We start from the raw sequence: 23,612 nt of genomic DNA, 5'->3' as shown, positions 1-23,612 counted from the left end.
CCGTGCTGTCGTTGAACAGGTGAATGGAAGCCAGAGATCAGTCATTTTCATAAAAATAAACCCCTCCCAAGGCTAGTTACTATTAGCTTCACTAGGTTAGGGAGGGGTTAATCCATATTTCGAACCAGTTCGTTGAACAAGTTACTAGTGGGATTTTCCTGAAAATATACCGTCAAGAAACTCGATTGAGACGCGTTCTGCGTCCTTCCTAGGTTCAATTTCAGAACCTTGTCGTAGTTGTTGGTACATCTTGATCGTATTTTTTAGCGCGTGGTAGCAACTTTCAAAGCTGTGGATGGGAATCGTTCCTTTTAGTTCCTCCAGTTCCTTGAGAGCGTATTTCTCGAGCTTTCGAACCCCTCTCGGGGAATGACCGTTGCGAATGAGTACCAACGGCCCTAATACTGCATTGCGCATAAAAGTTAGCGTATCGATTAATTCGAATAATTCGCCTCTCCCTAATTTTGTGGCGCAGTAATGCACCCATACCCAGAAGCGATCTTCGATCCATTGAGGATGAGGGAAAGGGAGAGAGGGACTTGTTTTACTGAGTATCGTTGCAATACCAGAACCGCTCTCCCAAAGAATCAGTGGGTTCTCGACTCGGGATTCGAGCTCTTCCAGTTGAACAAATTTGAGGTCGACATGAAGAGGGGCTGGGCCATATAAACAAATAAGCAATCTCGGTTCCCCGACATGCTCGCCTGTGAATGCAGAAAGTAAATGACCGAGTCTTTCGGCAATTAGGAAGCGTTGTTCCATGATCTCATTTCGAAAAGCATAATTGTAGACGATTATTAAATCCAGATCACTATACTCATCCATTTCTCCGTACATCATAGATCCGCCTGCGAGGAGACCTATAAGTCGTTGATCTTGACTTACATACTTAATCGCTTGCTGAATGAATCGATCATGTAAAGGTAACTTCATGCGAAGCACTCCTTATAAAGTGACCCATAAAATGGGTATTATTTAAAAATAACATTTACAATTAGTGGTAGTCAAGGGTATGTAGGTCAATATAGCAACACATCGCACTATCGGACGAGTACATTGAAAAAGGCAAAACAGGTAGAATGAAGCTTGAGCGTCAGGATGGAACACTAGATGCGTTTTTGAAATGAAATACAGGTTGCGCTCTACGAAAAGTAAAGGTGAGCCAAATAAAAAATAAATTGTTGAAACTTACTTGCGTAACTATCGTAAATACATGTATAACGGGGACGGCTAATTCAGGCCGAACTACCTAGCACGTACTTTAAGGAGGAATAATCCATGTCCATTTTTAAAAGACTGCGTGATTTGACCATGTCTAATTTGTACGCTTTGATTGAGAAAGCAGAAGATCCAATCAAAATGACAGACCAGTATTTGCGTGATATGCAAGAAGACTTGAGTGAAGCAGAGAAAGCGGTTGCCGCTCAAATTGCTTTGGAAAAGAAATTCAAGGTGCTGTATGAAGAACAGGAAGCCTTGGTGAAAAAGCGTGATGAGCAAGCTCACATTGCAGCACAAGCACAGAACATTGATCTGGCTCGACGGGCTCTGGAAGAAAAGAAAGCTGCCGAGCAAAAAATGAACGAATACAAGGAAAGCTACGAGAAAAACAAGTTGGCAGCCGACGGATTGCGCGAGAAGCTGGCTGAGATGAAAAAACAGATAACCGAGCTGAAAAACAAGCGCGAAACATTAGTTGCTCGCGTAAATGCAGCAAAAGCGCAAAAGACGATCAACCAAGCGATGGGTAGCTTCGACACGAACTCGGCTATGTCAGGCTTGAAACGCATGGAAGAAAAAGCACTGCAAATGGAAGCAGAAGCAGAAGCGAGCGGCGAGATTTACAAAAAACAGAGCTCTTTGGATGATGAAATTGCGAAGCTGAATAAGGATCAAGCCGTTGAGGACGAATTGGCTGCTCTGCTGAAAAAATATGAGGGGTAAACCGCTTCAGGCGGTTTCCCTTTTTTTCAGACCTTAAACACCTTGACGGAAGTGGAGTGATTCGCTTTGACGTGGACAGAAATACTAGGGATGCTGGTTTGGACAGGAGCCGGCGGCATTTTACTTTTTGTTTTAATGTGGATCGATTCGTTGTTTACGAAATACAAGGACATCACGGAAATCAAAAATGGAAACATCGCGGTCACGACGCGTTTTGTCATGAAGCTGTTTGCGCAAGGATACATCTTATCGCAATCTATCATTACCTCCAACTCATTGTGGACAGCACTGCTCTTTTCTGTGGTTTCCTTTATTATTTTATTCCTTTTGGAAAGAATCGTGGAATGGCTGTTAAAGCAAGTAGCTGGACTGGATCTGGAAAAAGGGACGCAGGAAGGAAAGGTGGCTCATGCCATGATGGCTGGTTCATTCCATCTCGTGGGTGCCTTGATTTTGGCTGCATGTCTGTAAGACGTGAAAGGGAAGGGAGTACAGCATGAGTTTGATGAAGCGAATCCAAAACATTTTTGCCAAGCATGAGCCTCCTGCACCGGAGAAGAGTATCCTGACGGTGGGACCGGGTGATGTGGTCGATGTATCGCTCGTTACCTATCAAGTAATCGGGAAGGCGAGCAATGCGAGTCGCAAAGCCACGATGCTTACCTTGCAGGATGGAACGACCATTCGCTACCTGTATATCGAGGAACGGGAGAAGATCGTTTATCATCTGTATAGCGTCATTGATGGACGACTGGATTCAATAGACGAGGTACCGACCACAATCGAGATGGACGATGTCACCTACCATTTGGAGGAGCAATATAATGGCGCCATCCAGACTGTGGGAAAAGCGCCGTTTCACACATCAGGGGAGCAGTTCATTTGGCAATTCCAATCGGATCAACGCCAATTGCTGCGGATCGAGTGGCAGGATGGCCGTTTCATGCTCTATGAGGGAGAAAGTGTTCTACCAGCGGACGTGCAGGTATTGCGCGGCACATAGAGAGGAGGGACAAGTACATGCCAAATCCATGGATGAAATCAATCAAGCTCCTACTGATTCCGGCGTTGTTCCTCCTTACGCTAGCGGGTTGTGGCAGCCCTGGGGTTGGCGAGACATATCCGCTTGAATCTGTCTCTACGAAGGACAATGGACAGTCGTCACGCATCTACCGTGCGGAAAACAAGACTGTACCGGAAGTAGCCTCGGAGCTGGCGGAGCAGAATTCGCCAGATGAAATCTCCAAAGAAGATTCGCAGCATATGTTCCTCATTTATCCGGACGAGATCTACCATTTGCAGCAAGACGCTGCCAAGCCGACGGATACGTTGATCGAGGTCGACAGCAAAGAGTACGTCCGGCAAAACTACGATTCTTCGTTTTTGCAGGGATATATTGTAGCCAGCGTACTGGATGATTTGTTCGACGGACTTAAGAAAAGTACAAAGGGTAGCTATCGTGGCTACTCTAGCAAGGACATATACAAGCCTTCCGGTACGTATCGCGTGCCTACAATCGAGGACAAAAAAGTAGCGCCGCCAATTACCAAAGAGGGTACGGGAAGTATTTTCAAACGGGGTAATGCGAAGAACGCGGATGGTATGGTAGGTTCTGACGGCAACCTTTTCAAGAAGAAGGCGGATTCATCTTCTAGCGGTAGTTCAGGCAAGATTATTCGTTCTTCCAGCAGTCAATCGTCGAATTCAAGTGACTCTTTTTCATCCAAACGTTCGAGCTTTTCCCCGCCGAAAAGTAAATCGCCCCCACGAACGAAGGTTGGGGGTTCTGGGCGGATCACCAAGCGCCGATAACTGTAAAAACAAGAGAGAAACGAAGACCCCCAAACGATTTTGATAGCTCGTTTGGGGGTGTTTTTTGTTTTGCTGATTAACGCTGCTTGGTTTCTACCGTATACACAACGTCTTCATTTTGATATTTGTACACATACAAGAAGTAACGGCCTGGCTTTACTTGATAATGGGCACTTTGCAGATTTCCCTCCCGCTCTTGGGGGTACGTTACAGGCTGATCCAGATTTCCTTCATGGAATAGCATCCAAGTCACACCTTGTCCCTCTTGAGGGTTTAAAGAAATACGTAGTTCTTCTGGTTTATCTACTTGGAAGGCAAAGATATCTTGCCAATCGTTTCCTTTCATGTCCCCTGAAACAGTCGTGCCAATCTTTAATGGACCATTTGCTTGTTCGGTAGAATCATTGCTCTCGTTTTCTTGATAGAGCTGCTCTTGTAGGCGATCTTCCCCCGTAACCAATAAGCGAAACGGTTGGTCCTCTTGTCCTGTACGATACGTATAAGCAGTCACATAGTAAGTCCCCGGTTTCGCATCGAATGATCCGATCAGCTTGTTGCCTTCACGCTTGGTGGGATAGGAGATGTAGTTCTCTCTATCAGACTCGTGGAATACAAGCCACGCCACACTATCTCCATTCTTTGTTTCCATCTCTACTTGAAGCTGTTGGGCTGATTTCACATCGAGCCGGAACTCCTGACTCGGTTTTTGTGGATGGATGATACCCGTGATCGGCTTATCTAATGAAATTGACGATTCTTCAGGATTTGGGTTTGGATTTGGATTTGGCTGTTCCGTTTCGGAGCCATCTTCTTGAGCCAGCTTCCCGTGGAACACGACATCATAGGCAAAGCGTCCATCTTTTGTTGTACGATAATTGGTAAAATAGCTCGTAACCGTGTCATAGCCATTCCAGGAGAGATTCGATAACTCCTTGAGGAATCCATCGGTGAGGCGGTTCATTTCTTGCCAATCCTGATATTCTCCTTGAGAAGTTCCGCCCGTATAGACCCCGCGCAACGTGAAGCTGCGGAAATCCCCAGAGTCTTTTTCATCTGTTTTTACATCGGTCAGAGAGGCAACCTTTGCGATTTGACGATAAACCTCTTCTTTGCTCGTCACGTCTACTTTTTGTAGGTAATCATCTGAAACGAGAGGAACATCCAACTCTTCATACTGGTCGATCAAATCTTCTAACGTTTCTTGATAGCCACGTTCAAGTGCGCGATCATGGCTGAATTCTTCGATCAAGTCATCATAAGCAGATACATCATTGGAACGGATCGTATCATTGATTTTATCCAGACGAGCAAAATCATTCTTGAACAGATGGTACTGAAGCGCGAATGAGTAGTCGTAGAATGCCAGGGTTCCGTATTTGGCACGCATCATATCGGCCGCAGTGTAATCGAGATAAGGCGCTGCATTTCGAATATTGCCTACAACTGACTGGCGAGGTTTGATTCCTTCTGTTCGGGTAGCACCTGCAAAAAACTCGGCTCCACCTTCTTCATACCAAGGCAAGCGACTGTTTTCATAAATCTTTCCCTGTCCCCACATGCCCGGCACTTCATATCTGCCTTGCAAATAGTGGACGAATTCATGACGGAACAGCTCTTCCAGACTGTAGATGCTTTGTTCTTTTGTTCGATCGTAGGTGAAGAAAGTGCCGGTACCCTCGATGTAGATACCACCATTATCTGTGTCGTATCCGTACAAGAAGCGATTCATTTTATATTCATCAGGCGTATTGTAGATGACAATAGTCAGTACATCATCCGGATTGCCGCTCTCAAGCTCCTTGTCATTGCCGATGACACGATGAAATTGTGCCTTCACTTCCTTGGATGCCCAATACAAGCGCTCAACCTGTTCTTCTGTTAGGTTATCTCCTGTTTTGAACACAACCGCTCCGTCATCAAAAGTGAATTGCTGCGGAAGATAATGCTTTTTGCCTTCTTTTTTCATTTCCTCGAGGTCGATTTTTTTGCCATTGACATCCTCGCCATATGCTTCCACGATTTGTTGGGCCGCAGTGAAGTATGGCTCGCTCCACTTTTTATACGTTTTCATCGCTTTGGTCAATATGTCATTGGCTTTGTCAGGATCACTGTAGTAGCTTCCTAATTTCCCTGTGTAATATAGGGCATTGTTCGTCAACCATACATGATCAGCGGAGGTTTCCCCATTTTCGGCCATGTCAAAAATGGGGTCGAGAAATGCGTCGATGCTGCCTTTCAGCTCGTCTCTTTCTGAATCATCTACTCCCCAAATCAGAACGTAGCCGACACCTTGAAGGACGCTGTAAAAGGCCTCGCTTGCTTCGCGATCATCTGACCATTTATCCCGATTGTCGTTAAAGTCCTCCATTACTTTTGTCAGAAGACCGATTGTCTCTGAATCAACAGTTGTGTTGCTAATTAATTTTCCCGTAGAACTGATGATTTCATTTTGAGTCTTTGTACCTAAGACGAAATTTTCATTGGTAGTAATTGTTTGAAGGGCTGGAATAATCTTTTGCTTATACTTTGGCTCCATCAAATACTTTAATTCATTATGGTAGTACCCCAAGTAATACCCCGAACGCAAAACCTCTACATAGGTATGGATGCCCTGCTCGTCATCCTTAGTGAAGTTTTTGCCACTCTCTTGCAAGGCATCGATGATGGCCTGAACCCGCTCCCGATCCTCATAAAATTCCTGAGTGTCGTCGTTGTAAGTAAACAGCTCGGGGATTTGCGTCCAACTGATTTCCTTCAACAATTCAACAAGCTCTGAATTGTCCAATGTATTCAGATGCGAGATGCTGTACTTCTCCTGTTTGGCTGCTTGGCGTAATTGTGTTTTCGACATGTTTTCCTGAACAGGTGTATGACCAATCTGCGAATCAATGGGCTCTTGGGATGGGATTTGCGGTGTGCTTTTGGCTTGAGCTGCTAGTGGCAAGCCTGCCGCTACCGTTGAAATTGCAATTGATCCTGCTGTTACCATGCTAATCCATGAACGATTCATTTCTTTCGTTGACTCCTTTTTGATTCATTTTGGAAGTAGAAGTGAATATTTTATAGTATCGGTATCCAACATGAAAATCCTTACAAATAAAACAAAAGATGACGGAATATAGCTCTTTTTTCCTATTTGGCAAAAAGAAAAGAATGTCTAGTGAAGTAGCTTTGTAAGTATGGAAAGAGAGCGACTTTTGTTTGCCCATGACGAAAACATGATTGTTGATCGACAAAAGAAGAAGGGATGTGCATCCAGCATTCGACAGTCTTTGTTAGCCGCATTGGCTATGATTGACATTGGGAAAGCACAGATAGGCGAAGTTGGCGGAGGGGAGTGCTAGAAGATGCTGGAAAAAATTCTCGAACTGCGTTCACGATCCATGTCCATTGCACAAATTGCCAAAGAGTGCGGCTTAACGATCGGTCAAGTAAAGTATCGTCTGCAAAAAGACCGTGCCAAGCCAGAGGCATCATCTCCCGCTAGAAGAGAATTGGAATGGCAATTGCCTGGGTTTTATGGTCGGGACATTGTCAAAGTGATGGTACAAGGACCGACGGTGTTATTCATCTATTGGGAAATCACTTGGCCGCGCATGAGAATGGTCGCATCGTACCTGCAAGCCGATTATCGTCACATCCAGAAGGGCTTGCGTCTGTATGATGTGACCGAACGCTTATTTGATGGAAAAAATGCGCATTCCGTCCGAGATGTCTTCGTACATGAAGAGGCTCATTCCTGGTACGTGAAAGATGTAGAGCCAGGACGTACATACATTGTTGATTTTGGTTTATATGAACACAATCGGTTTTGTCCGATATTACGCTCGGAAACGGTAGTTACTCCACGCCATTCAAAAGCTAGCTGGGGGGAACCGCTAGTTGAGCCCGTCCACGATCCAGCTACACCTTCCTGGTTTGAGAACTTTTCCTCCTATTCGTTGTATACCAAAACATCAAATAAGTGAGGTGTCATTTGTGCACAAAGGTTATCTCTCCCTCGTGTTGCATGCCCATCTGCCTTATGTCCGACACGGGGATCGGGACGATCGCCTGGAAGAGCGCTGGGTGTATGAAGCCATGCTGGAATGCTATCTTCCTTTGCTCATGGTTTTCGACAAACTCCTCTCAGACGGCATCGCTTTTCGCATGACCCTTGCTATTTCTCCGACATTACTTTCCATGCTGGATGATGATCTGATCGTGACACGTTTTCGCACACATTTAGCGAAGACCGTTGAATTGGCTGGGAAGGAAGTCAAACGAACCGCAAGTCAACCCCGAGAAAACCGTATCGCCAAAATGTATGTGGAACGATTTCGAACCATCATTGCCTATTGCCGCAAGTGGGATTTTCAACTGATCAAGGCCTTTCGGCAAATCGCGGACAGTGGATGCCTCGAACTCATCACTTGCGCTGCCACACACTCCTTTTTGCCCTATGTAGAAACAGCAGAGGCGATTCGGGCACAGCTTCTGGTAGGCATTGATACACATGAGCGGATTTTGGGAAGACGTCCGAAGGGAATTTGGCTGCCAGAGTGCGGGTATACACCTGGACTGGATCGTTTGCTGAAAGAAGCCGGACTTCGGTATTTCTTTGTAGACAGTCACACGATAGAGCATGCGACGCCTTTACCTCGCAGAGGGGTGCTGGCTCCCTTGTTTACGCCGCATGATGTGGCTGCCTTTGCCCGAGATGAAGTGGCTTCCCGCCAGGTATGGAGCTCGATCGATGGTTATCCGGGGGACTATGACTATCGGGAATACTACAGGGATATTGGGTTTGACAGGGAGATGAGCTACATCGAGCCGTACATCCATCCTGACGGCATTCGCGTGCATACCGGTTTGAAATACTATCGGATTACCGGAAAAGAAGGGGATAAAGACTGGTATGAGCCAAGCTGGGCGCGCGAAAAAGCAGCGTCACATGCGGGCCACTTCCTGTATCACCGAGAGCGTCAAGTAGAGGAAGCCAGTCAATGGATGGATCGCAAGCCGCTGGTCGTCGCCACTTATGATGCGGAGCTGTTTGGCCATTGGTGGTTCGAGGGTCCGCAGTTTTTGGATTTTCTCATACGCAAAACGGTTTGTGATTCAAAAAAAGTGAAATTAATGACACCATCTGAATATTTGGAGGAGTATCCAGAACAGGATCGCGGTCACTTGCCGATGTCTACATGGGGAAGAAATGGCTACGGAGAAGTCTGGCTGAACGAGAACAATGGCTGGATATACAGGCATCTGCATCAGGCAGAGGGGGAACTGATCGGAGCGATTACTACCTATTCTGAAATGAAAGGAGATCAGCTTGCCTTACGGTGCCTCAGGCAGGCCGCACGCGAATTGATGCTCGCCCAAAGCAGTGATTGGGCGTTTATTTTAGACGGTCAAACGGTCACTCGGTATGCGGTACAACGCATTCATGACCATTTGGTTCGCATGCGCGCTCTCTTGGCGATGTATCGGGAGCATCAACTGGATGAAGAGGCTATTACACAAGCAGAAGCTGATTTTCCGATCTTTCCTGACTTGGATATCACGTTCTATTTGCCTAAACAAACGCATAGAGTGAACGTATCGCGTCAATTGGTAGCGGCTACGCAAGATCAGTCTTCGACAAAAACTGTTTTGATGCTTACATGGGAATTTCCCCCTCATGTGGTAGGGGGGCTTGGCCGGGCTGTCTACGATCTCGCCAGGCATCTTGTCCAGCAAGGAGTAGCGGTGCATGTGCTGACACGTGCGACAGATTCATGCTCCAAAGATGAGACGATGGAAGGGGTTCACGTACACCGTTTGCCTACGTATATTCCTTCTGAACAAACTGACTTTCTGGCATGGGTGTTTCAACTGAATTTGGCGATGGTCGATGCTGTCTCCCAACTATGGTCACTCGGGGTGCGGCCAGATCTTATCCACGCACACGATTGGCTGGTGAGTTGGGCTGCGATCGAACTGAAACAGAGGTACTCCCTTCCGCTCGTCAGCACGATTCATGCACTGGAACATGGTCGGCATCAAGGTATTCATACACCGGTGCAGCAAAGGATTCATGAGTGTGAACGTACGCTAACACAAAGCTCTGACTCGATGATCGTATGCAGCAAGTATATGGAGTCGGAAGTGATGCGCCTGTTCGGAACGCCATCGTCCCAATTACGTGTCATTCACAACGGTGTCGATCTCATTCCCCTGCCGGATGTAAATCGTGAACAGCTTCGGCAGGAGTTGGCGATAGGGGACGGTCCTGTTCTCTTTTTTGTAGGCCGCTTGGTCCGGGAAAAAGGTGTTCACCTATTGTTGGAGTCCATGGCAAGGCTGCGCGATGAGTTTCCGCATGCGAGGTTGCTTGTCGCTGGCAGAGGACCGATGCAAGACGAATGGGAGCAGTTGGTCCATCAGATGGGACTTTTTGAGCAAGTACGCTTCTTGGGCTTCGTAGATGATCGAAGGAGAAATGAGCTGTTCGCCTTGGCTGATGTGGCGGTATTCCCGAGCTTGTATGAGCCTTTTGGAATTGTTGCACTGGAAGCGATGGCTTTAGGTACGCCTATTCTGGTTGCGGATACGGGAGGGCTGCGAGAGATCGTTCGCCACGGCGAAAACGGCGTCATGATGTACACAGGTGACCCCGAATCGCTGACGAATCAACTCTGTTGGCTACTGCGCGACCCTGATCAGCGGCATAAACTGGCCCAGACCGCAATGCAAGATGTTAAACAGCTTTACAACTGGACACTTCTGGCTAGCCAAACCATCGATCTATACCGTTCGCTTGGCAATCCCGCGGAAATCGGCATGACAACATAGATTGCAACGATGAAGGAGGAAGAAAAAAAGATGAAGGCAGTAATCATGGCTGGGGGAAAAGGTACACGACTACGTCCGTTAACATGCCACACGCCAAAACCAATGGTGCCACTCTTAAACCGGCCTTGCATGGAGTACACGATTGATCTATTGAAAAAGCATGGGATTACAGAGATAGCAGTGACACTCCAGTATCTGCCTGATGTCATCCGAGATACGTTTGGTGATGGGTCTCGCTACGGTGTTTCGCTTGTTTATTTTGAAGAAACAATTCCGTTGGGCACGGCAGGCAGCGTGAAGAACTGCGCCGATTTTCTCGATGAGCGTTTTGTTGTGATCAGTGGAGATACGTTGACAGACATCGATTTGTCGGCAGCCATTCGTTTTCATGAGCAAAATAACGCACTGGCTACGTTGATTTTGACGCGGGTAGAAACACCGCTGGAATTCGGAGTTGTCATGACAGATGAGGCCGGACGCATTACCCGTTTTTTAGAGAAGCCGAGCTGGGCGGAGGTTTTTAGCGATACGGTGAATACCGGGATATACGTCTGCGAGCCAGAGGTCTTGTCTTCTATAGAAGAAGAGCGGGAAGTGGATTTCAGCAAGGATATTTTCCCGTCCTTTTTGCAGGCAGCAAAGCCTTTATACGGATATGAAGCAAGTGGCTATTGGTCCGATATTGGCTCTATGGAGGTTTATCAGCAAGCCCAGTTTGATTTGCTGGATGGACGCGTACATCTCGAAATAAAAGCACAGGAAATCGCGCCGCGCATTTTCCTGGAAAATGATGTTCGCATCGATTCATCAGTCCGGTTGGAAGGCCCTGTCTATATCGGTGAAAATGTACACTTGCAGGCTGGAGTTGCCGTCGGTGCTTATTCCATTCTGGGAAAAAATACGGTGATTTCTTCCGGTACGAAGCTGTCCAGGACGATTATTTGGGAAAACAGTGTCATTGGGAAAAAAGCAGAGATCACAGGAACGACCCTCTGCCGCAACACCCGAATTGCAGATTGCGTACAACTCGGGGAAGGGGCGGTCATTGGAGACCAGTGCCTCATTGGGGCGAAGTCAGTGGTAAAGGCCGGAATCAAAATTTGGCCGGATAAGGAAGTCGGGGAAAATGCGACTGTCACCACCTCGCTCATTTACGGTGCCAAGCAAACCAAAAACTTGTTTGGGACGCAAGGAATCAAGGGCATTGGCAATGTTGACATCACGCCCGAATTCGTCACTAGACTTGCTGCTGCCTACGCGTACTTACTACAAGCGGGGGATAAGATTGCGCTTTCGGCATGCGCACACCCATTTGCTCAGCTATTGAAGCATAGCATCATGACCAGTTTGTGCTCTTCCGGAATTGATACAGTCGATCTCGGGATTGGCAATTCACCTTTGATCCGGTACGGCGTGCGCTCTCTGGATTGCAAAGGCGGCATTCATGTTTATATGGCAGAGCCAGTCGATGATAAAGAGATTGTCATCCAATTCATCGATCATGCGGGCTTGCCGATTTCCCGTGAGATGGAGCGCAAAGTTGAGAATGCCTACTGGCAAGAGACTTATGTTCGCAACCTGCATCGGTTGGGAGCGCTGCAAGTCGAGCATCAAGTACAAGAGGCATATCTTCACGCTTTGGTTCAACAGTTGAACGTATCGTCCATCCAGCGTCAGCGCTTTCGACTGCTGATCGATTGTGAACAGCGTTTTTTTCCGACTTTTCTTGCGCCACTCTTGCATGCACTGGGAGTTACCGCCGATTACAGCTCCATACAAGAAGGTATTCGAAAAAAGGGTGCAGATTTAGGCGTTCGTCTCGATAAAAATGGCGAGCAATTTACCTTGTTTACCGAGCATGGAGAGAAGCTCTCGAATGAACAGATCACGGCACTGCAACTGCTGGCATGCAGTGGTCAACATCGGCGTATCGGCCTGCCAGTGAGTGCCCCGATTGAATTGGAGCATATGGCCCAGCTGTTGCAAATGGAGGTTGTACGCACCAAGGTCTCTCCGCGATCCATGATGGAGGTATCGAGCGAACAACGTTTTCATCCGATGTTCGACGCCGTTTACAGTCTCATGCGAATTCTTTCGTATCTTGCTTCTGAAGAAAAATCGCTCAGCGTTTTGCTGGAGTTGTTGCCAGCGTGCCATATGGAGAAAAAGACTGTCTTTTGCCCATGGGCAGCAAAAGGGAAGGTCATGCGCAGAGTGATGGAAGAAAACAAAGGCAAGCTGCTGGAGCTCGTCGATGGAATCAAGGTATACGATTCGAATGGCTGGGTGCTTATTTTACCCGATTCAGAGGATTCGCACGTAAAAGTGATTTCGCAAGGGGCGACGGCAGAGACCGCGGCTACGCTTGCTTCTTCCTATGCGAGGCGAATTGCCGAATATCAGTTTCACGAAAAGAGAGAGATCGACAGCCTATAACGAAAAGGACGTGAAGGCATGCCGAGACCGCTCGTCGTCGGGAATGGAAAACTGCTGATTAATTTTGATGACAAACTGCACATGCGAGATCTCTATTTTCCGTATGTCGGTCAGTTGAATCATGTCGGGGGACACTTTAGCAAGCTGGGGATATGGGTACAAGGTCGCTTTTCCTGGCTGGATGAAGACGGCTGGACGCGGCAGCTCGGATACGGACAGGAGTCTTTGGTGACAGATGTTCATGCGCATCATGAACATCTGGGCATCTCCTTGCAAATCGCAGATGGGGTGCATCAGCGTGACCCGATTTATTTGAAAAAGGTGTGCGTTCGAAATTTGACGAGCGAGATGCGGGAGGTCAGGCTGTTTTTTCATCACGATTTCAGCTTGAATGAGACGGAGGTAGGGGATACCGCTGTTTTTGATCCCATCCTGCGCACCATTTATCACTACAAGCGCAATGTGTACATCATGGCGAATGGAAAAACGGATACGGGTGGGATCGATCAATATAGCGTCGGAATCAAGCGGTTCAACTATGCGGAGGGGACCTGGAGGGACGCAGAGGATGGTCTTTTGTCTGGCAATCCGATTGCGCAAGGCTCCGTAGATAGTACAATCTCTTTTTCTCTCACGCTGCAACCCCAAGAAGAGAAGGCGTTCTTCTACTGGATGTGCATTGGTGAATCGTATGAGGCTGTCAAAGGATTGAACCAGTATGTACTCGAAAGTGATCCGGAACATTTGCTCAATCGGGTAGCGGTGTATTGGCAGCGTTGGGTCAATAAGGAAGGGCGTGACTTTGCTGATCTTCCGGCAGAGGTTGTCAATCTGTACAAGACCAGCTTGCTACTCGTGCGTACGCAAATCGATCAGAACGGAGCGATTCTCGCAGCGAATGACTCGGATATTCTTCAATTCAATCGCGACCATTACAGCTACATGTGGCCAAGAGACGGGGCGTTGATTGCGAGTGCGATGGCGAAAGCGGGCTACACGGGAGTCGTCGCACCATTTTTTCGGTTTTGTGCAGACGCCTTGAATAAGGAAGGATATTTGCTGCACAAGTACAATCCAGATGGGTCTGTCGGCTCCAGTTGGCATCCGTATATTGTTGACGGAGAAATTCAGCTCCCGATTCAGGAGGATGAGACGGCGCTCGTGCTGTATGCCCTCTGGGAGCAATACAAGAGCGGCAAGCAAATTGAAGATTGCCAGGCTCTCTATCCCACGCTGGTTCGTCCGGCAGCTCGCTTTTTGCTGGAGTATGTCCATTCAGAGCTGCAACTCCCAAAACCAAGCTACGACTTATGGGAAGAGCGACGGGGAATTTTTACGTTTAGCAGTGCTACGGTTTTTGCAGGCTTAATGGCTGCAGCTCGTTTCGCCCAGTTGTTCGGGGATGATCGGCGCTACAAACGCTACGCAGAAGGGGCAGAGCGCATTCGTGGGGCGATGGAAAAACATCTGTACGACCCTGAAAGCGGGCGTTTTCTGCGCGGGATTTATGTAAGAGCAGATGGGAGTGTCGAAAAAGATTTCACGGTGGAGAGCAGCTTGTTCGCCTTGTTTGCGCTTGATGTGTTTTCCGTAGATGATCCGAGGGTTGAGCGGACAATGGAAGCTGTCAAAAAAAGTTTGCGGGTAGACACGGCGATCGGTGGAATTGCCCGCTATCAAGGGGATTACTATTTCAAAAAATCACATGACACGGTGAAGGTGCCGGGAAATCCATGGATCATTTGCACTTTATGGGTGGCTGATTGGGAAATTGCCAAGGCAAAATCGCTCGATGAACTCCAAGAGCCAAAGAGCAGACTGGCTTGGGTCGTACGACATGCCCTACAAAGCGGCGTGCTCTCCGAACAGCTCGATCCGTATACAGGTGCTCCTGTGTCCGTTGCACCCCTGACATGGTCGCATGCTACTTATGTTGCCACTGTTTTGCGTTATTTGGAGAAGGTGAATGAGTTGCGGTAACGAGGGGAGAGATGAGTAGATGACAACGATCCGTTTCGGTACGGACGGTTGGCGCGACATAATCGCAGATGGCTTTACTGTCGAGAATGTCCGTATTGTCGCACAAGCCATCGCCAGCTATACCAAAGAAATCGGACAGCAGGAGCAGCCTGTTTTGGTTGGACACGACACGCGGTTTCTCGGGAGACGCTTTGCACAGGAGGTTGCAGCTGTCCTGACCGCCAATGACATTCGTACCTATTTGGTGAACGAAGCAGCGCCAACGCCTGCCGTAGCCTTTGGAGTGAAGCATTTTGCAGCGAGTGGCGCAATCATGATCACGGCCAGTCACAATCCACCCGAATATAACGGCATCAAATACATTCCGGAGTACGCTGGACCCGCAACGCCTGCGATCACGCAAAGATTGGAAGAGTGGATCAGCGAAACCTGCCAGACCAAATCGGTGCGTACGATTTCCCTCGCGGAAGCAAAGACCCGCAAGCTGCTGCAAGTCATTGTGCTGCGTCCTCATTACGAGGCGCATCTGAGACGGATGGTAAATATGGATGTTTTGAAAAACTCTTCCTTGTCCGTTGTTGTCGATGCCATGCATGGTGCCGGTATGGGCTATGTGAGTGGTTTTTTGTCAGAGGCGGGGGTGAAAAACGTCGGTATCCGAGAGGTACCGGATGCAGCTTTTGGCGGAGATTTGCCTGAGCCAAACGATAAGCATTTACATTTGTTAAAAAAAGAAGTCGTAGAACGCCAAGCATCTCTTGGTCTTGCCAATGACGGCGATGCGGATCGCTTCGGAGTCGTCGACCGCTTTGGACAGTATATCACGCCCAATGAAGCACTCGTGCTGCTAACCCATCATTTGCGAAAAAATCGTGGCTTGACTGGACGCATTGTGAGAACAGTAGCAACCACGCATCTGCTGGATCAGATGGCTACGCATTATGGTCTTGAGTTGGTAGAGACGCCAGTCGGTTTCAAGTACATTGGTGAGGAAATGCGCAAAGGCGATGTGCTTATCGGCGGAGAGGAAAGTGGCGGGGCGAGTATTCTCGGTCACATCCCGGAGAAGGACGGCGTACTCATCAATTTGTTGCTTGCCGAAATGTGCGCGTATGAAAACAAAGGAATCGATCAAATACTGCGAGACGTCTACGAGCAGTTCGGTGAGCTGTTCCATACGCGGCTTGATATGAAATTGCCGGAAAAAGATCAATGGGTACAGCAAATGATCGCCAAGCCACCTGCACTCATCGGTCCTTATCAGGTTTTGGAGATTCAAAGAGTGGATGGGGTCAAGCTGTTGCTCGAGGAAGGACATTGGGTCTTGATCCGTCCGTCTGGCACAGAGCCGTTGGTGCGTATTTATTGTGAAGCAACGAATGCGGCAGCCTTGCAGAAGCTGCAAGATGCGATTCGTGAATGGTTTTTGGAGATTAATGTGTAAATTATGAAAGGGAGAGCCTGCATGATGTGTCAGGTTCTTCTTTTTTTGCTGAGGAACCTGTTATGTGGCTGCGGAGAAGAGAAGAATATTTCCAGTCTAGGCTCCAGGCTTCGTCCCGCTGAGGGCAGAGACTGTCCGCTCCGAAGGGATTCGCGGGGAAACGCAAAAATGGTAGCCGCTTCCTAGCGCGAGCACGTTGCGTTTCTTTTGCCCGCGAATCCCTTCTGCGCTGGGTAGGACTCCACAAGTCGCTACGTCTGGAAATATTCTTCTCTGGCGAAACGATTACATTCTTCATTCTTTTAAAGCTTTAAAATGTGTGGTAAACACAGGAAGCTCGTAGGGGAAACAGGAGAAAAAAGCGAAGATCTTAGGGACACCGACCGAGGCGCAATGAAAAAAAGAGAAACAAGCTCTTAGCGTCCACCTCTGAGATACCTCCTGAAGGGACGACTTTGGACGCGGGTTTCGCTTTTTTTCATGGAGCCGGGCAGTCAATCTCCCAGCGGGTGGCCCTAGAATCTGAGCGTTTTCTCCTGTTTCCTCCCCACCACGACAGCACCATACAAGAGCCTTATTTTCCAAATGAATCAGTTAGAATCATTCGTTATACACTACATAAAAACAGGTACGATTGGTGGACATTCGCTACCCATTTACCAAATCAAAAAAATGAGGTATTCTTGTCCATATGCAATCCTTTCATTGGAATCGGACAGGACCTCCTGGCCCTACCAGTGCAAAGGATTTTTTGCCCCTTATAGGAAGTGTCTGAATGATCGTAGTAGTAATTTTGTTTTAACGTAGTTCGAAGTCGGTAACTGATGAGAGATGATGAGAAACGATGCGGATCGATCAGCATATATTGAAAGCTTTTTTACAGGAAGTTCAAGTGGAGAGTCTGTCGCCAGATGATCCAGTCGTCGTACACCACACGCCGTATCCGTGGGAGCTGGTCGGTACTGGCAATTATGCTGCCGTATTTGCCCATCCGGACTATCCGAAGGTAGTGATCAAGCTGTACGCACCTGGAAGACCAGGAGCCGAACAGGAAATCGAAGTCTATCGCAAGCTTGGCGAGACTCGTTCCTTCCCCATCTGTTATGATTATGGAGAAGGATACCTGGTCATTACGCGGATGAACGGCATACCCCTGTTTGACTGTGTGCGCTTTGGTATCCCGATTCCTCCGCAGGTGATTGAAGACGTGGAGGAGGCGCTAGAAGAAGCCCGCAGGAAGGGCTTGTTTCCACATGATGTCCATGGGAAAAACGTATTAATGGATCAGGGACGAGGGTATCTGATTGATGTATCGGATTACTATGTCAATGATACAGATACGAAATGGCGTGATTTACGTAAGGCGTATTACAAGGTGTATCTGCCGTTTATCAAGGATCGTGGATGGAAAATTCCATTGTGGATGCTGGAAGTCGTACGCAAAGGCTATCGACTGTACAAAAAAGGAAAGCGCTTGTTCACGTAGGCTGTCTCTGGTAAAATGATCATTTGACATTGTGTTTGTACAGTTGCTGGTCGAAGCAGAATAAGGAGGACATTCCATTGTTGTACTATCTCATTGCGGCAGTAATTATTGCGCTTGATCAGTTTACAAAGTATTTAGTCGTGAAGTATATGGAACTGGGAGAATCCATTCCTTTGATCGCGGACGTATTTCATCTAACTTCCCATCGAAACATGGGAGCGGCGTTTGGCATCCTGCAAAATCGACGTTGGTTTTTTATTGCCATTACCACTGTCGTTGTGATTGGGATTGTCATTTCCTTGATTCGCTTGGGAAAAAAACAACCTCGTGCATCGTTGGCGCTGTCATTTGTCTTGGGTGGAGCCGTCGGGAATTTCATTGATCGTGCGACGTCCGGTCAAGTCGTAGATTTTCTCGATTTTACGTTGATTCACTTCCCGATCTTTAACGTGGCTGATATGGCCATCACGATTGGTGTGGGGATTTTGCTTCTCGATGTTTTTCTGGATGGGAAGAAAAACCGATAGTCATGAGAATAATAGTGGGAAAGCTCGGATAGGTGGAGAACATACATGAATGACACGCAATTATTTGAACGTTACGATTGGACGGTAGACCCAGCGGATACGAGTGAGCGCATCGACAAATTTATCACGCTGCAAAATGAAGATTGGTCCCGTTCACAGGTGCAGGCTTGGGTAAAGGAAGGTCGTGTCACTGTAAATGGTGAACCGATCAAAAACAACTACAAGCTACAGGCAGAGGACGAAGTGACCCTCCGTGTTCCGCCGCCAAAAGAAATGGCGATCCAGCCAGAAGAGATGTCGCTTGATATTGTATATGAGGATAGCGATGTCGTGGTCGTGAATAAACCACGTGGACTCGTCGTGCATCCTGCTCCTGGTCATTACAGTGGGACACTCGTCAATGGGCTTTTGGCACATTGCAAGGATTTGTCCGGAATCAATGGCGTTTTGCGTCCGGGAATTGTCCACCGGATTGACAAGGATACTTCCGGCCTTTTGATGGTAGCTAAAAACGATAAGGCACATATGGGTTTGGCTGAACAATTGAAAGCACATACAGTCAATCGGAAGTATGTCGCGATTGTTCACGGTGTCATCCCGCATGAAATGGGAACGATTGAAGCACCAATCGGGCGCGATCCGAAAAATCGCCAGCAAATGGCGGTCGTTTTTGAAAACAGCAAGCCAGCTGTTACGCATTTTATCGTGTTGGAGCGCTTTAAGGAGTACACGTTGGTAGAATTGAAACTCGAAACAGGACGTACCCATCAAATTCGCGTACACATGAAGTACATTGGCTATCCACTGGCAGGTGACCCGAAATACGGTCCGAAAAATACATTGGAGCTCGATGGACAAGCTCTGCATGCGAAAACATTGGGCTTCATCCATCCACGTACAGGAGAGCAGCTCGAGTTCGAAGCGCCAATGCCGAAGGAAATGCTTGAGGTCATCGAAGTTCTCCGACAAGCGTAAAGAGAACAGGAGGAATAGCCGTGCTAAAAAGATTAGCGCATGTAACGCTGTACGTTCACGACTGTGAAGAGGCATTGCGGTTTTACACGGAAAAACTCGGTTTCGAAAAACGCATGGATTCGCGTATGGATGATGGCTCTCGTTGGCTCACCGTCAGCCTGCCTGGGCAGGAGATAGAGATTGTACTGCATGACCCAACTCATTGGCATCGGGAAGACGTTGCGCAGGAAATGCTTCGTCAAGTCGGCAAAAATCCAATGTGGGTTTGGGAGACGGATGATTTTTGGTCCACATACGAAACACTGCGTCAACGCGGTGTAAAGTTTGTGAGTGAACCAAACGAAGTGATGTATGGCATTGAGGTTGTTTTCGAGGATCTGTATGGCAATCGTTTTTTGTTGTTGCAGCCAGTCTTCCTATGACACTTACATAATGGCAGTTGGATTGGAAAACGCTAGTAGAGAGCTTATTACTTTCTTCTGGCGTTTTTTTCATCATTCAATAGAGCGTGTAAGGAGTGAATGCCTGTGATCGGAAAATGGGGGAAGCTGATCAGCCTTTTTGTCCTTTTGGCTGTACTTGTCACAGCAAACGGTGAAGCAAAGGTGGCAGCCCAAAGCCAGTGGCCAGAGCGAGTGAACAAGGAAATAAGCGTTCCGGCAAAAATTGCATTTACGAGCAACCAGCATTTGTTTTTGGTAGATGGACGGGATGCGACAGGAAAGGTAAGGCAAATCACCAAGGACGGCTATGCACAGATCGTGGGCTGGTCGCCAGACGGCAAGTGGCTCCTGTTTGTGAAATACAAAGGCAACGACAATTACTCGACACCAGGCTATGTGTGGATCGTCAGAGCTGACGGCAGCAAAGCTGTGCAAGTAGACGAGCGAGCGGTTTTTGAAACGCCAAAATGGTCTCCGAAAGCGAACAAGCTCGCGTACACCGTGAATGTTGGCAGTAATGAAGCACCGAGACTATTGCTGATCGTAAAAGACGTCCAAGAGCATGGAGAATTAGCTTTGCAAAGTACAACGAAGGCTGATTTCGCAGATTTTGTCTGGATGCCGGATGGGGAAAACATGCTTGTCTCGCTACCTGCCGAAAAAAATAAGCCGATGACACTGGCCTTGCGCACACTTGCAGGTAAACCGTTGGCTGCCTATCCGATAGCAGAACCGCCAAAAGTGGAAGAAGGCATATACCCATGGGCAGCGACAGGCTTAAAAGTATCTCCGGATGGGAAGGCTGTGGCCTACTTTGTCAGGTATAACTCAGGCTCCTTATCTGCTGATGGCGTACCTATTCAATGCTTTGATTTGACACAGCCTGCCAAAAAGCCATTAGAGATCGGAACAGGATTGGCTTATCCTGATTGGCTTGCCTGGACACCAAATGGCGAGCAGCTCGCTTTTGTCGATGGAACTGACCGGATCGCCACGACTAACAAGCAGTTGAAGCTGATGGATCGAGCAGGAAAGGTCAAAACAGTCAGCCCTGGTCCAGTGGTGGTAGACACTTACCCGGTATGGATTCCGAAAGCTCCGTACACGCTGCTTTTCACCAGAGGCTTGGCTACAGAGTATTCCTACGACCCAAAGAAGGTCATGGTACAGGAACAAGGCATCTGGCGGCGATCCGCGGATGGAGCGGAGCAGCAGGTGACAAAAGGGGAAGCGAATACAGCGGACTACTATCCAGCGCCGTCTCCAGATGGGAAACAGCTTCTTTTCTTGCGGTTGGATCGAGCGGAGCATGGCTCCCTGTTTATCCAAGGAATTGGCGAGAATGCGGACAAACAAATCGAGCTGATCAAAGATATGACAGGGGACATTGGTTATTATGCGAACTACTTGCCACCGTGGGTCAGCGTCTATTGGGAATAGTTAGACTTTTTCGGGCTGCATTGACACCCGTCCAGAATCGTGACATAATTCTACATGACGAATGGAACCTTTAAATCCAGTCCAGTGAGGCTGGCAAGGGCACGGAATGACAAACAGGCGGGACGTTTAAAAGTCCGGTCAGTTTGTCCGAGGGCTTCTTGTCTCCTGACAAGGAGCCTTTTTTCGTAAGGTCCACTGTTCCCGTCGAAAAGGGGGATATTGAGATGATCAACAAAAGCGTTATTATGGATGAAGCGGCGATCCGCCGCGCACTCACGCGAATCGCGCATGAAATTATCGAGCGAAATAAAGGCGTCGAGGATCTCATTATCGTGGGCATCAAGACCAGAGGGATCTACCTCGCGCAACGCCTTGTGGAAAGAATCGAAATGATTGAAAATGTGAAAGTCCCAGTCGGTGAGCTGGACATTACGTTCTATCGTGACGATTTGCAACACAAGTCCGAAGATGCCATTTTGCAAGGCTCCAAGCTCCCGGATCAAATCACAGGCAAGACCGTGATCCTGGTAGATGATGTTCTCTACACGGGAAGAACCGTGCGTGCCGCGTTGGATGCACTGATTGACAACGGTCGCCCACGGATGATTCAACTGGCTGTTCTGGTTGATCGTGGTCATCGCGAGTTGCCAATTCGCCCTGATTTCGTCGGAAAAAACCTCCCTACTGCCCGAACGGAAATTGTCGATGTACAATTGGCAGAAGTGGACGTTATGGATATTGTCTCCATCCGACAGCTACTGTAATAAAGAATAGGATTCCTCTTTAAAAACGATCCCGTGAGGTCGGCAAGAGGCAAGATACTTCCCATGATTATGGCGAAGCTAGCCTCTTTGTGTCCACACAAAGAGGTTTTTTGTATAAAAGACACTTTTTTGATATGGAAGAAACGAAACAGGGGGCATACAGGCATGAGCCAGAAAAATTACATCGATGTAGACGAAACACCACATATTTCGCGATTGCTGCCACTTAGTATCCAACACTTGTTCGCGATGTTCGGCTCGACTGTATTGGTGCCGATCTTAACGGGGCTGGATGTAGCAACGGCGCTCATGGCAAGCGGGATTGGAACCCTTTTATTCCTGTGGATCACCAAAGGAAAACTGCCAAACTACCTCGGTTCTTCCTTCGCTTTCATCGGTCCGATTATCGTCGTGAGTCAATCACATGGAGTAGGGACGGCACTCTTGGGTTGCTTCCTCTCCGGGATTGTGTACATCATCGTCGCCGGTATCGTGAAAAAAGCAGGAGTCAAATGGCTCGATCGGGTACTGCCACCTGTTGTCATCGCTTCTGTCATCGTCGTGATCGGTCTGAGCCTGGCTGGCGTAGCAGTAGATATGGCAACGAAAGTCACTGTAGACGGTCAATCGCAAATGTCGCTGACTTCGATTGAAATCTCGCTCGTAACTGTGGTCATAACAGTGCTTGCAGCGGTCATGCTGCGCGGATTCCTTGGTCTTATCCCCATCTTGATCGGTATGGTTACAGGCTATGTATACACGCTGCTGCGTCACCCTGAACTGATTAACTTTCAAAAAGTAGTAGAAGCAGACTGGTTCATCACGCCACAAAAAATGTTTACGGAGCACTTCAAATTTACCGAAGTCATGAGTGTGATCGGTGACGGCTCTGCATGGATCGCAGCACTGGTCATCGCGCCAGTCGCTTTCGTCACGCTGGCAGAGCATTTGGGGCACTTGCTGGTAACGAGCAAGGTCATGGATCGCGATCTGATGAAAAATCCGGGTCTGCACCGCAGCTTGCTCGGAGACGGGGTAGCGACCTCACTGGCAGCCATCATCGGAGGTCCGCCAGCAACGACATATGGAGAAAACATCGGTGTCCTTGCAATGACGAAGGTATACAGCCGAGTAGTCATCGGTCTGGCTGCTGTACTGGCAATCATGTTCGCCTTCGCTGGTAAGATTAGCGCCATTTTAATGACGATTCCAACGCCGGTACTTGGCGGTGTTTCCATCATCCTGTTCGGTATCATCGCAGCACAAGGCTTGCGGATGTACGTCGAGCACAAAGTGAATTTTGCAGACAAGCGCAACATGATTCTCGCAGCGGTCATCCTCGTCACGGGAATCGGCGGATACAAAATCAGTTTTGCAAGTACAGGTATCGCTTTCCTGAGTGATCTGACCATCGATAATATCGCACTCTCTACCTTCCTGGGAATTATTCTGCACCTGATCCTTCCAGGAAAAGAGACTGCGATGGGAGAAGCGCACCTTGAAGAACAAAAATAAATAGCCTAACGTTCCCAATCCTTTAAATCC

18 protein-coding genes are annotated in these 23,612 nt (G+C 48.0%); 16 read left to right on the top strand and 2 right to left on the bottom strand.

Features of this window, described 5'->3' with window-relative positions; all coding sequences use genetic code 11:
- Positions 1-144: 144 nt before the first annotated feature.
- On the bottom strand, positions 145-933 hold the full coding sequence (locus HP567_RS21515; protein ID WP_173608179.1) for a nucleotidyltransferase domain-containing protein: 789 nt from the start codon (positions 931-933) through the stop codon (positions 145-147).
- Positions 934-1,278: 345 nt separating this feature from the next.
- On the opposite strand from HP567_RS21515, the gene HP567_RS21510 reads away from it, so the two are divergent.
- The 4 genes from HP567_RS21510 (at position 1,279) to HP567_RS21495 (ending at position 3,756) form a co-directional block, all read left to right on the top strand.
- Complete coding sequence (locus tag HP567_RS21510) at positions 1,279-1,944, top strand: PspA/IM30 family protein (RefSeq protein ID WP_173608178.1); 666 nt, start codon at positions 1,279-1,281, stop codon at positions 1,942-1,944.
- Positions 1,945-2,010: 66 nt separating this feature from the next.
- Positions 2,011-2,415, top strand: coding sequence for a DUF350 domain-containing protein (locus HP567_RS21505; protein ID WP_016740756.1), 405 nt, complete (start codon positions 2,011-2,013; stop codon positions 2,413-2,415).
- 25 nt (positions 2,416-2,440) lie between these two features.
- Positions 2,441-2,947 carry a DUF4178 domain-containing protein gene (locus tag HP567_RS21500; RefSeq protein ID WP_173608177.1) on the top strand — a complete coding sequence of 169 codons (507 nt, stop codon included), beginning with the start codon at positions 2,441-2,443 and terminating at the stop codon, positions 2,945-2,947.
- 17 nt (positions 2,948-2,964) lie between these two features.
- Positions 2,965-3,756 carry a DUF4247 domain-containing protein gene (locus tag HP567_RS21495; RefSeq protein ID WP_173608176.1) on the top strand — a complete coding sequence of 264 codons (792 nt, stop codon included), beginning with the start codon at positions 2,965-2,967 and terminating at the stop codon, positions 3,754-3,756.
- 76 nt (positions 3,757-3,832) lie between these two features.
- Here the strand turns inward: HP567_RS21495 and HP567_RS21490 are convergent, their stop codons facing one another.
- The gene (locus HP567_RS21490; RefSeq protein WP_217366859.1) at positions 3,833-6,766 is read right to left on the bottom strand and encodes a collagenase; all 2,934 of its coding nucleotides are present in this window, start codon (positions 6,764-6,766) and stop codon (positions 3,833-3,835) included.
- A gap of 337 nt (positions 6,767-7,103) precedes the next feature.
- On the opposite strand from HP567_RS21490, the gene HP567_RS21485 reads away from it, so the two are divergent.
- From HP567_RS21485 to HP567_RS21430, 12 genes are all read left to right on the top strand, one after another.
- Positions 7,104-7,724, top strand: a complete 621-nt coding sequence (locus HP567_RS21485) for a DUF4912 domain-containing protein (protein WP_173608175.1) — start codon at positions 7,104-7,106, stop codon at positions 7,722-7,724.
- Between the two features lie 10 nt (positions 7,725-7,734).
- A complete protein-coding gene (locus HP567_RS21480; RefSeq protein ID WP_173608174.1) occupies positions 7,735-10,572 on the top strand; it encodes a 1,4-alpha-glucan branching protein domain-containing protein in 2,838 nt (945 codons plus the stop codon).
- A 30-nt stretch (positions 10,573-10,602) separates the two neighbouring features.
- Complete coding sequence (locus HP567_RS21475) at positions 10,603-13,008, top strand: sugar phosphate nucleotidyltransferase (RefSeq protein ID WP_173608173.1); 2,406 nt, start codon at positions 10,603-10,605, stop codon at positions 13,006-13,008.
- 18 nt (positions 13,009-13,026) lie between these two features.
- On the top strand, positions 13,027-14,988 hold the full coding sequence (locus HP567_RS21470; protein WP_173608172.1) for a glycoside hydrolase family 15 protein: 1,962 nt from the start codon (positions 13,027-13,029) through the stop codon (positions 14,986-14,988).
- A 19-nt stretch (positions 14,989-15,007) separates the two neighbouring features.
- Positions 15,008-16,432: a phosphoglucomutase/phosphomannomutase family protein gene (locus HP567_RS21465; protein ID WP_173608171.1), complete on the top strand. Its 1,425-nt coding sequence runs from the start codon at positions 15,008-15,010 to the stop codon at positions 16,430-16,432.
- A gap of 844 nt (positions 16,433-17,276) precedes the next feature.
- Positions 17,277-17,918, top strand: a complete 642-nt coding sequence (locus HP567_RS21460; RefSeq protein ID WP_173608170.1) for a serine/threonine-protein kinase — start codon at positions 17,277-17,279, stop codon at positions 17,916-17,918.
- Between the two features lie 77 nt (positions 17,919-17,995).
- The gene (lspA, locus tag HP567_RS21455) at positions 17,996-18,445 is read left to right on the top strand and encodes a signal peptidase II (RefSeq protein ID WP_173608169.1); all 450 of its coding nucleotides are present in this window, start codon (positions 17,996-17,998) and stop codon (positions 18,443-18,445) included.
- A gap of 45 nt (positions 18,446-18,490) precedes the next feature.
- Positions 18,491-19,420 (top strand): RluA family pseudouridine synthase, encoded by a 930-nt coding sequence (locus tag HP567_RS21450; RefSeq protein ID WP_173608168.1) that lies wholly within the window; start codon positions 18,491-18,493, stop codon positions 19,418-19,420.
- 20 nt (positions 19,421-19,440) lie between these two features.
- The gene (locus HP567_RS21445; RefSeq protein WP_173608167.1) at positions 19,441-19,842 is read left to right on the top strand and encodes a VOC family protein; all 402 of its coding nucleotides are present in this window, start codon (positions 19,441-19,443) and stop codon (positions 19,840-19,842) included.
- Positions 19,843-19,941: 99 nt separating this feature from the next.
- Positions 19,942-21,303, top strand: a complete 1,362-nt coding sequence (locus HP567_RS21440) for a PD40 domain-containing protein (RefSeq protein WP_173608166.1) — start codon at positions 19,942-19,944, stop codon at positions 21,301-21,303.
- A gap of 224 nt (positions 21,304-21,527) precedes the next feature.
- The gene (gene pyrR, locus HP567_RS21435; RefSeq protein ID WP_007728461.1) at positions 21,528-22,067 is read left to right on the top strand and encodes a bifunctional pyr operon transcriptional regulator/uracil phosphoribosyltransferase PyrR; all 540 of its coding nucleotides are present in this window, start codon (positions 21,528-21,530) and stop codon (positions 22,065-22,067) included.
- Positions 22,068-22,232: 165 nt separating this feature from the next.
- Positions 22,233-23,582 (top strand): solute carrier family 23 protein, encoded by a 1,350-nt coding sequence (locus HP567_RS21430; RefSeq protein WP_173608165.1) that lies wholly within the window; start codon positions 22,233-22,235, stop codon positions 23,580-23,582.
- Positions 23,583-23,612 lie beyond the last annotated feature (30 nt).

It is taken from the genome of Brevibacillus sp. M2.1A, from assembly GCF_013284355.2.
In the GTDB taxonomy this organism is placed as follows: Bacteria; Bacillota; Bacilli; order Brevibacillales; family Brevibacillaceae; genus Brevibacillus.
Note: the sequence above shows the minus strand (reverse complement) of the source record. Positions and strands in the feature narration are given on the sequence as shown.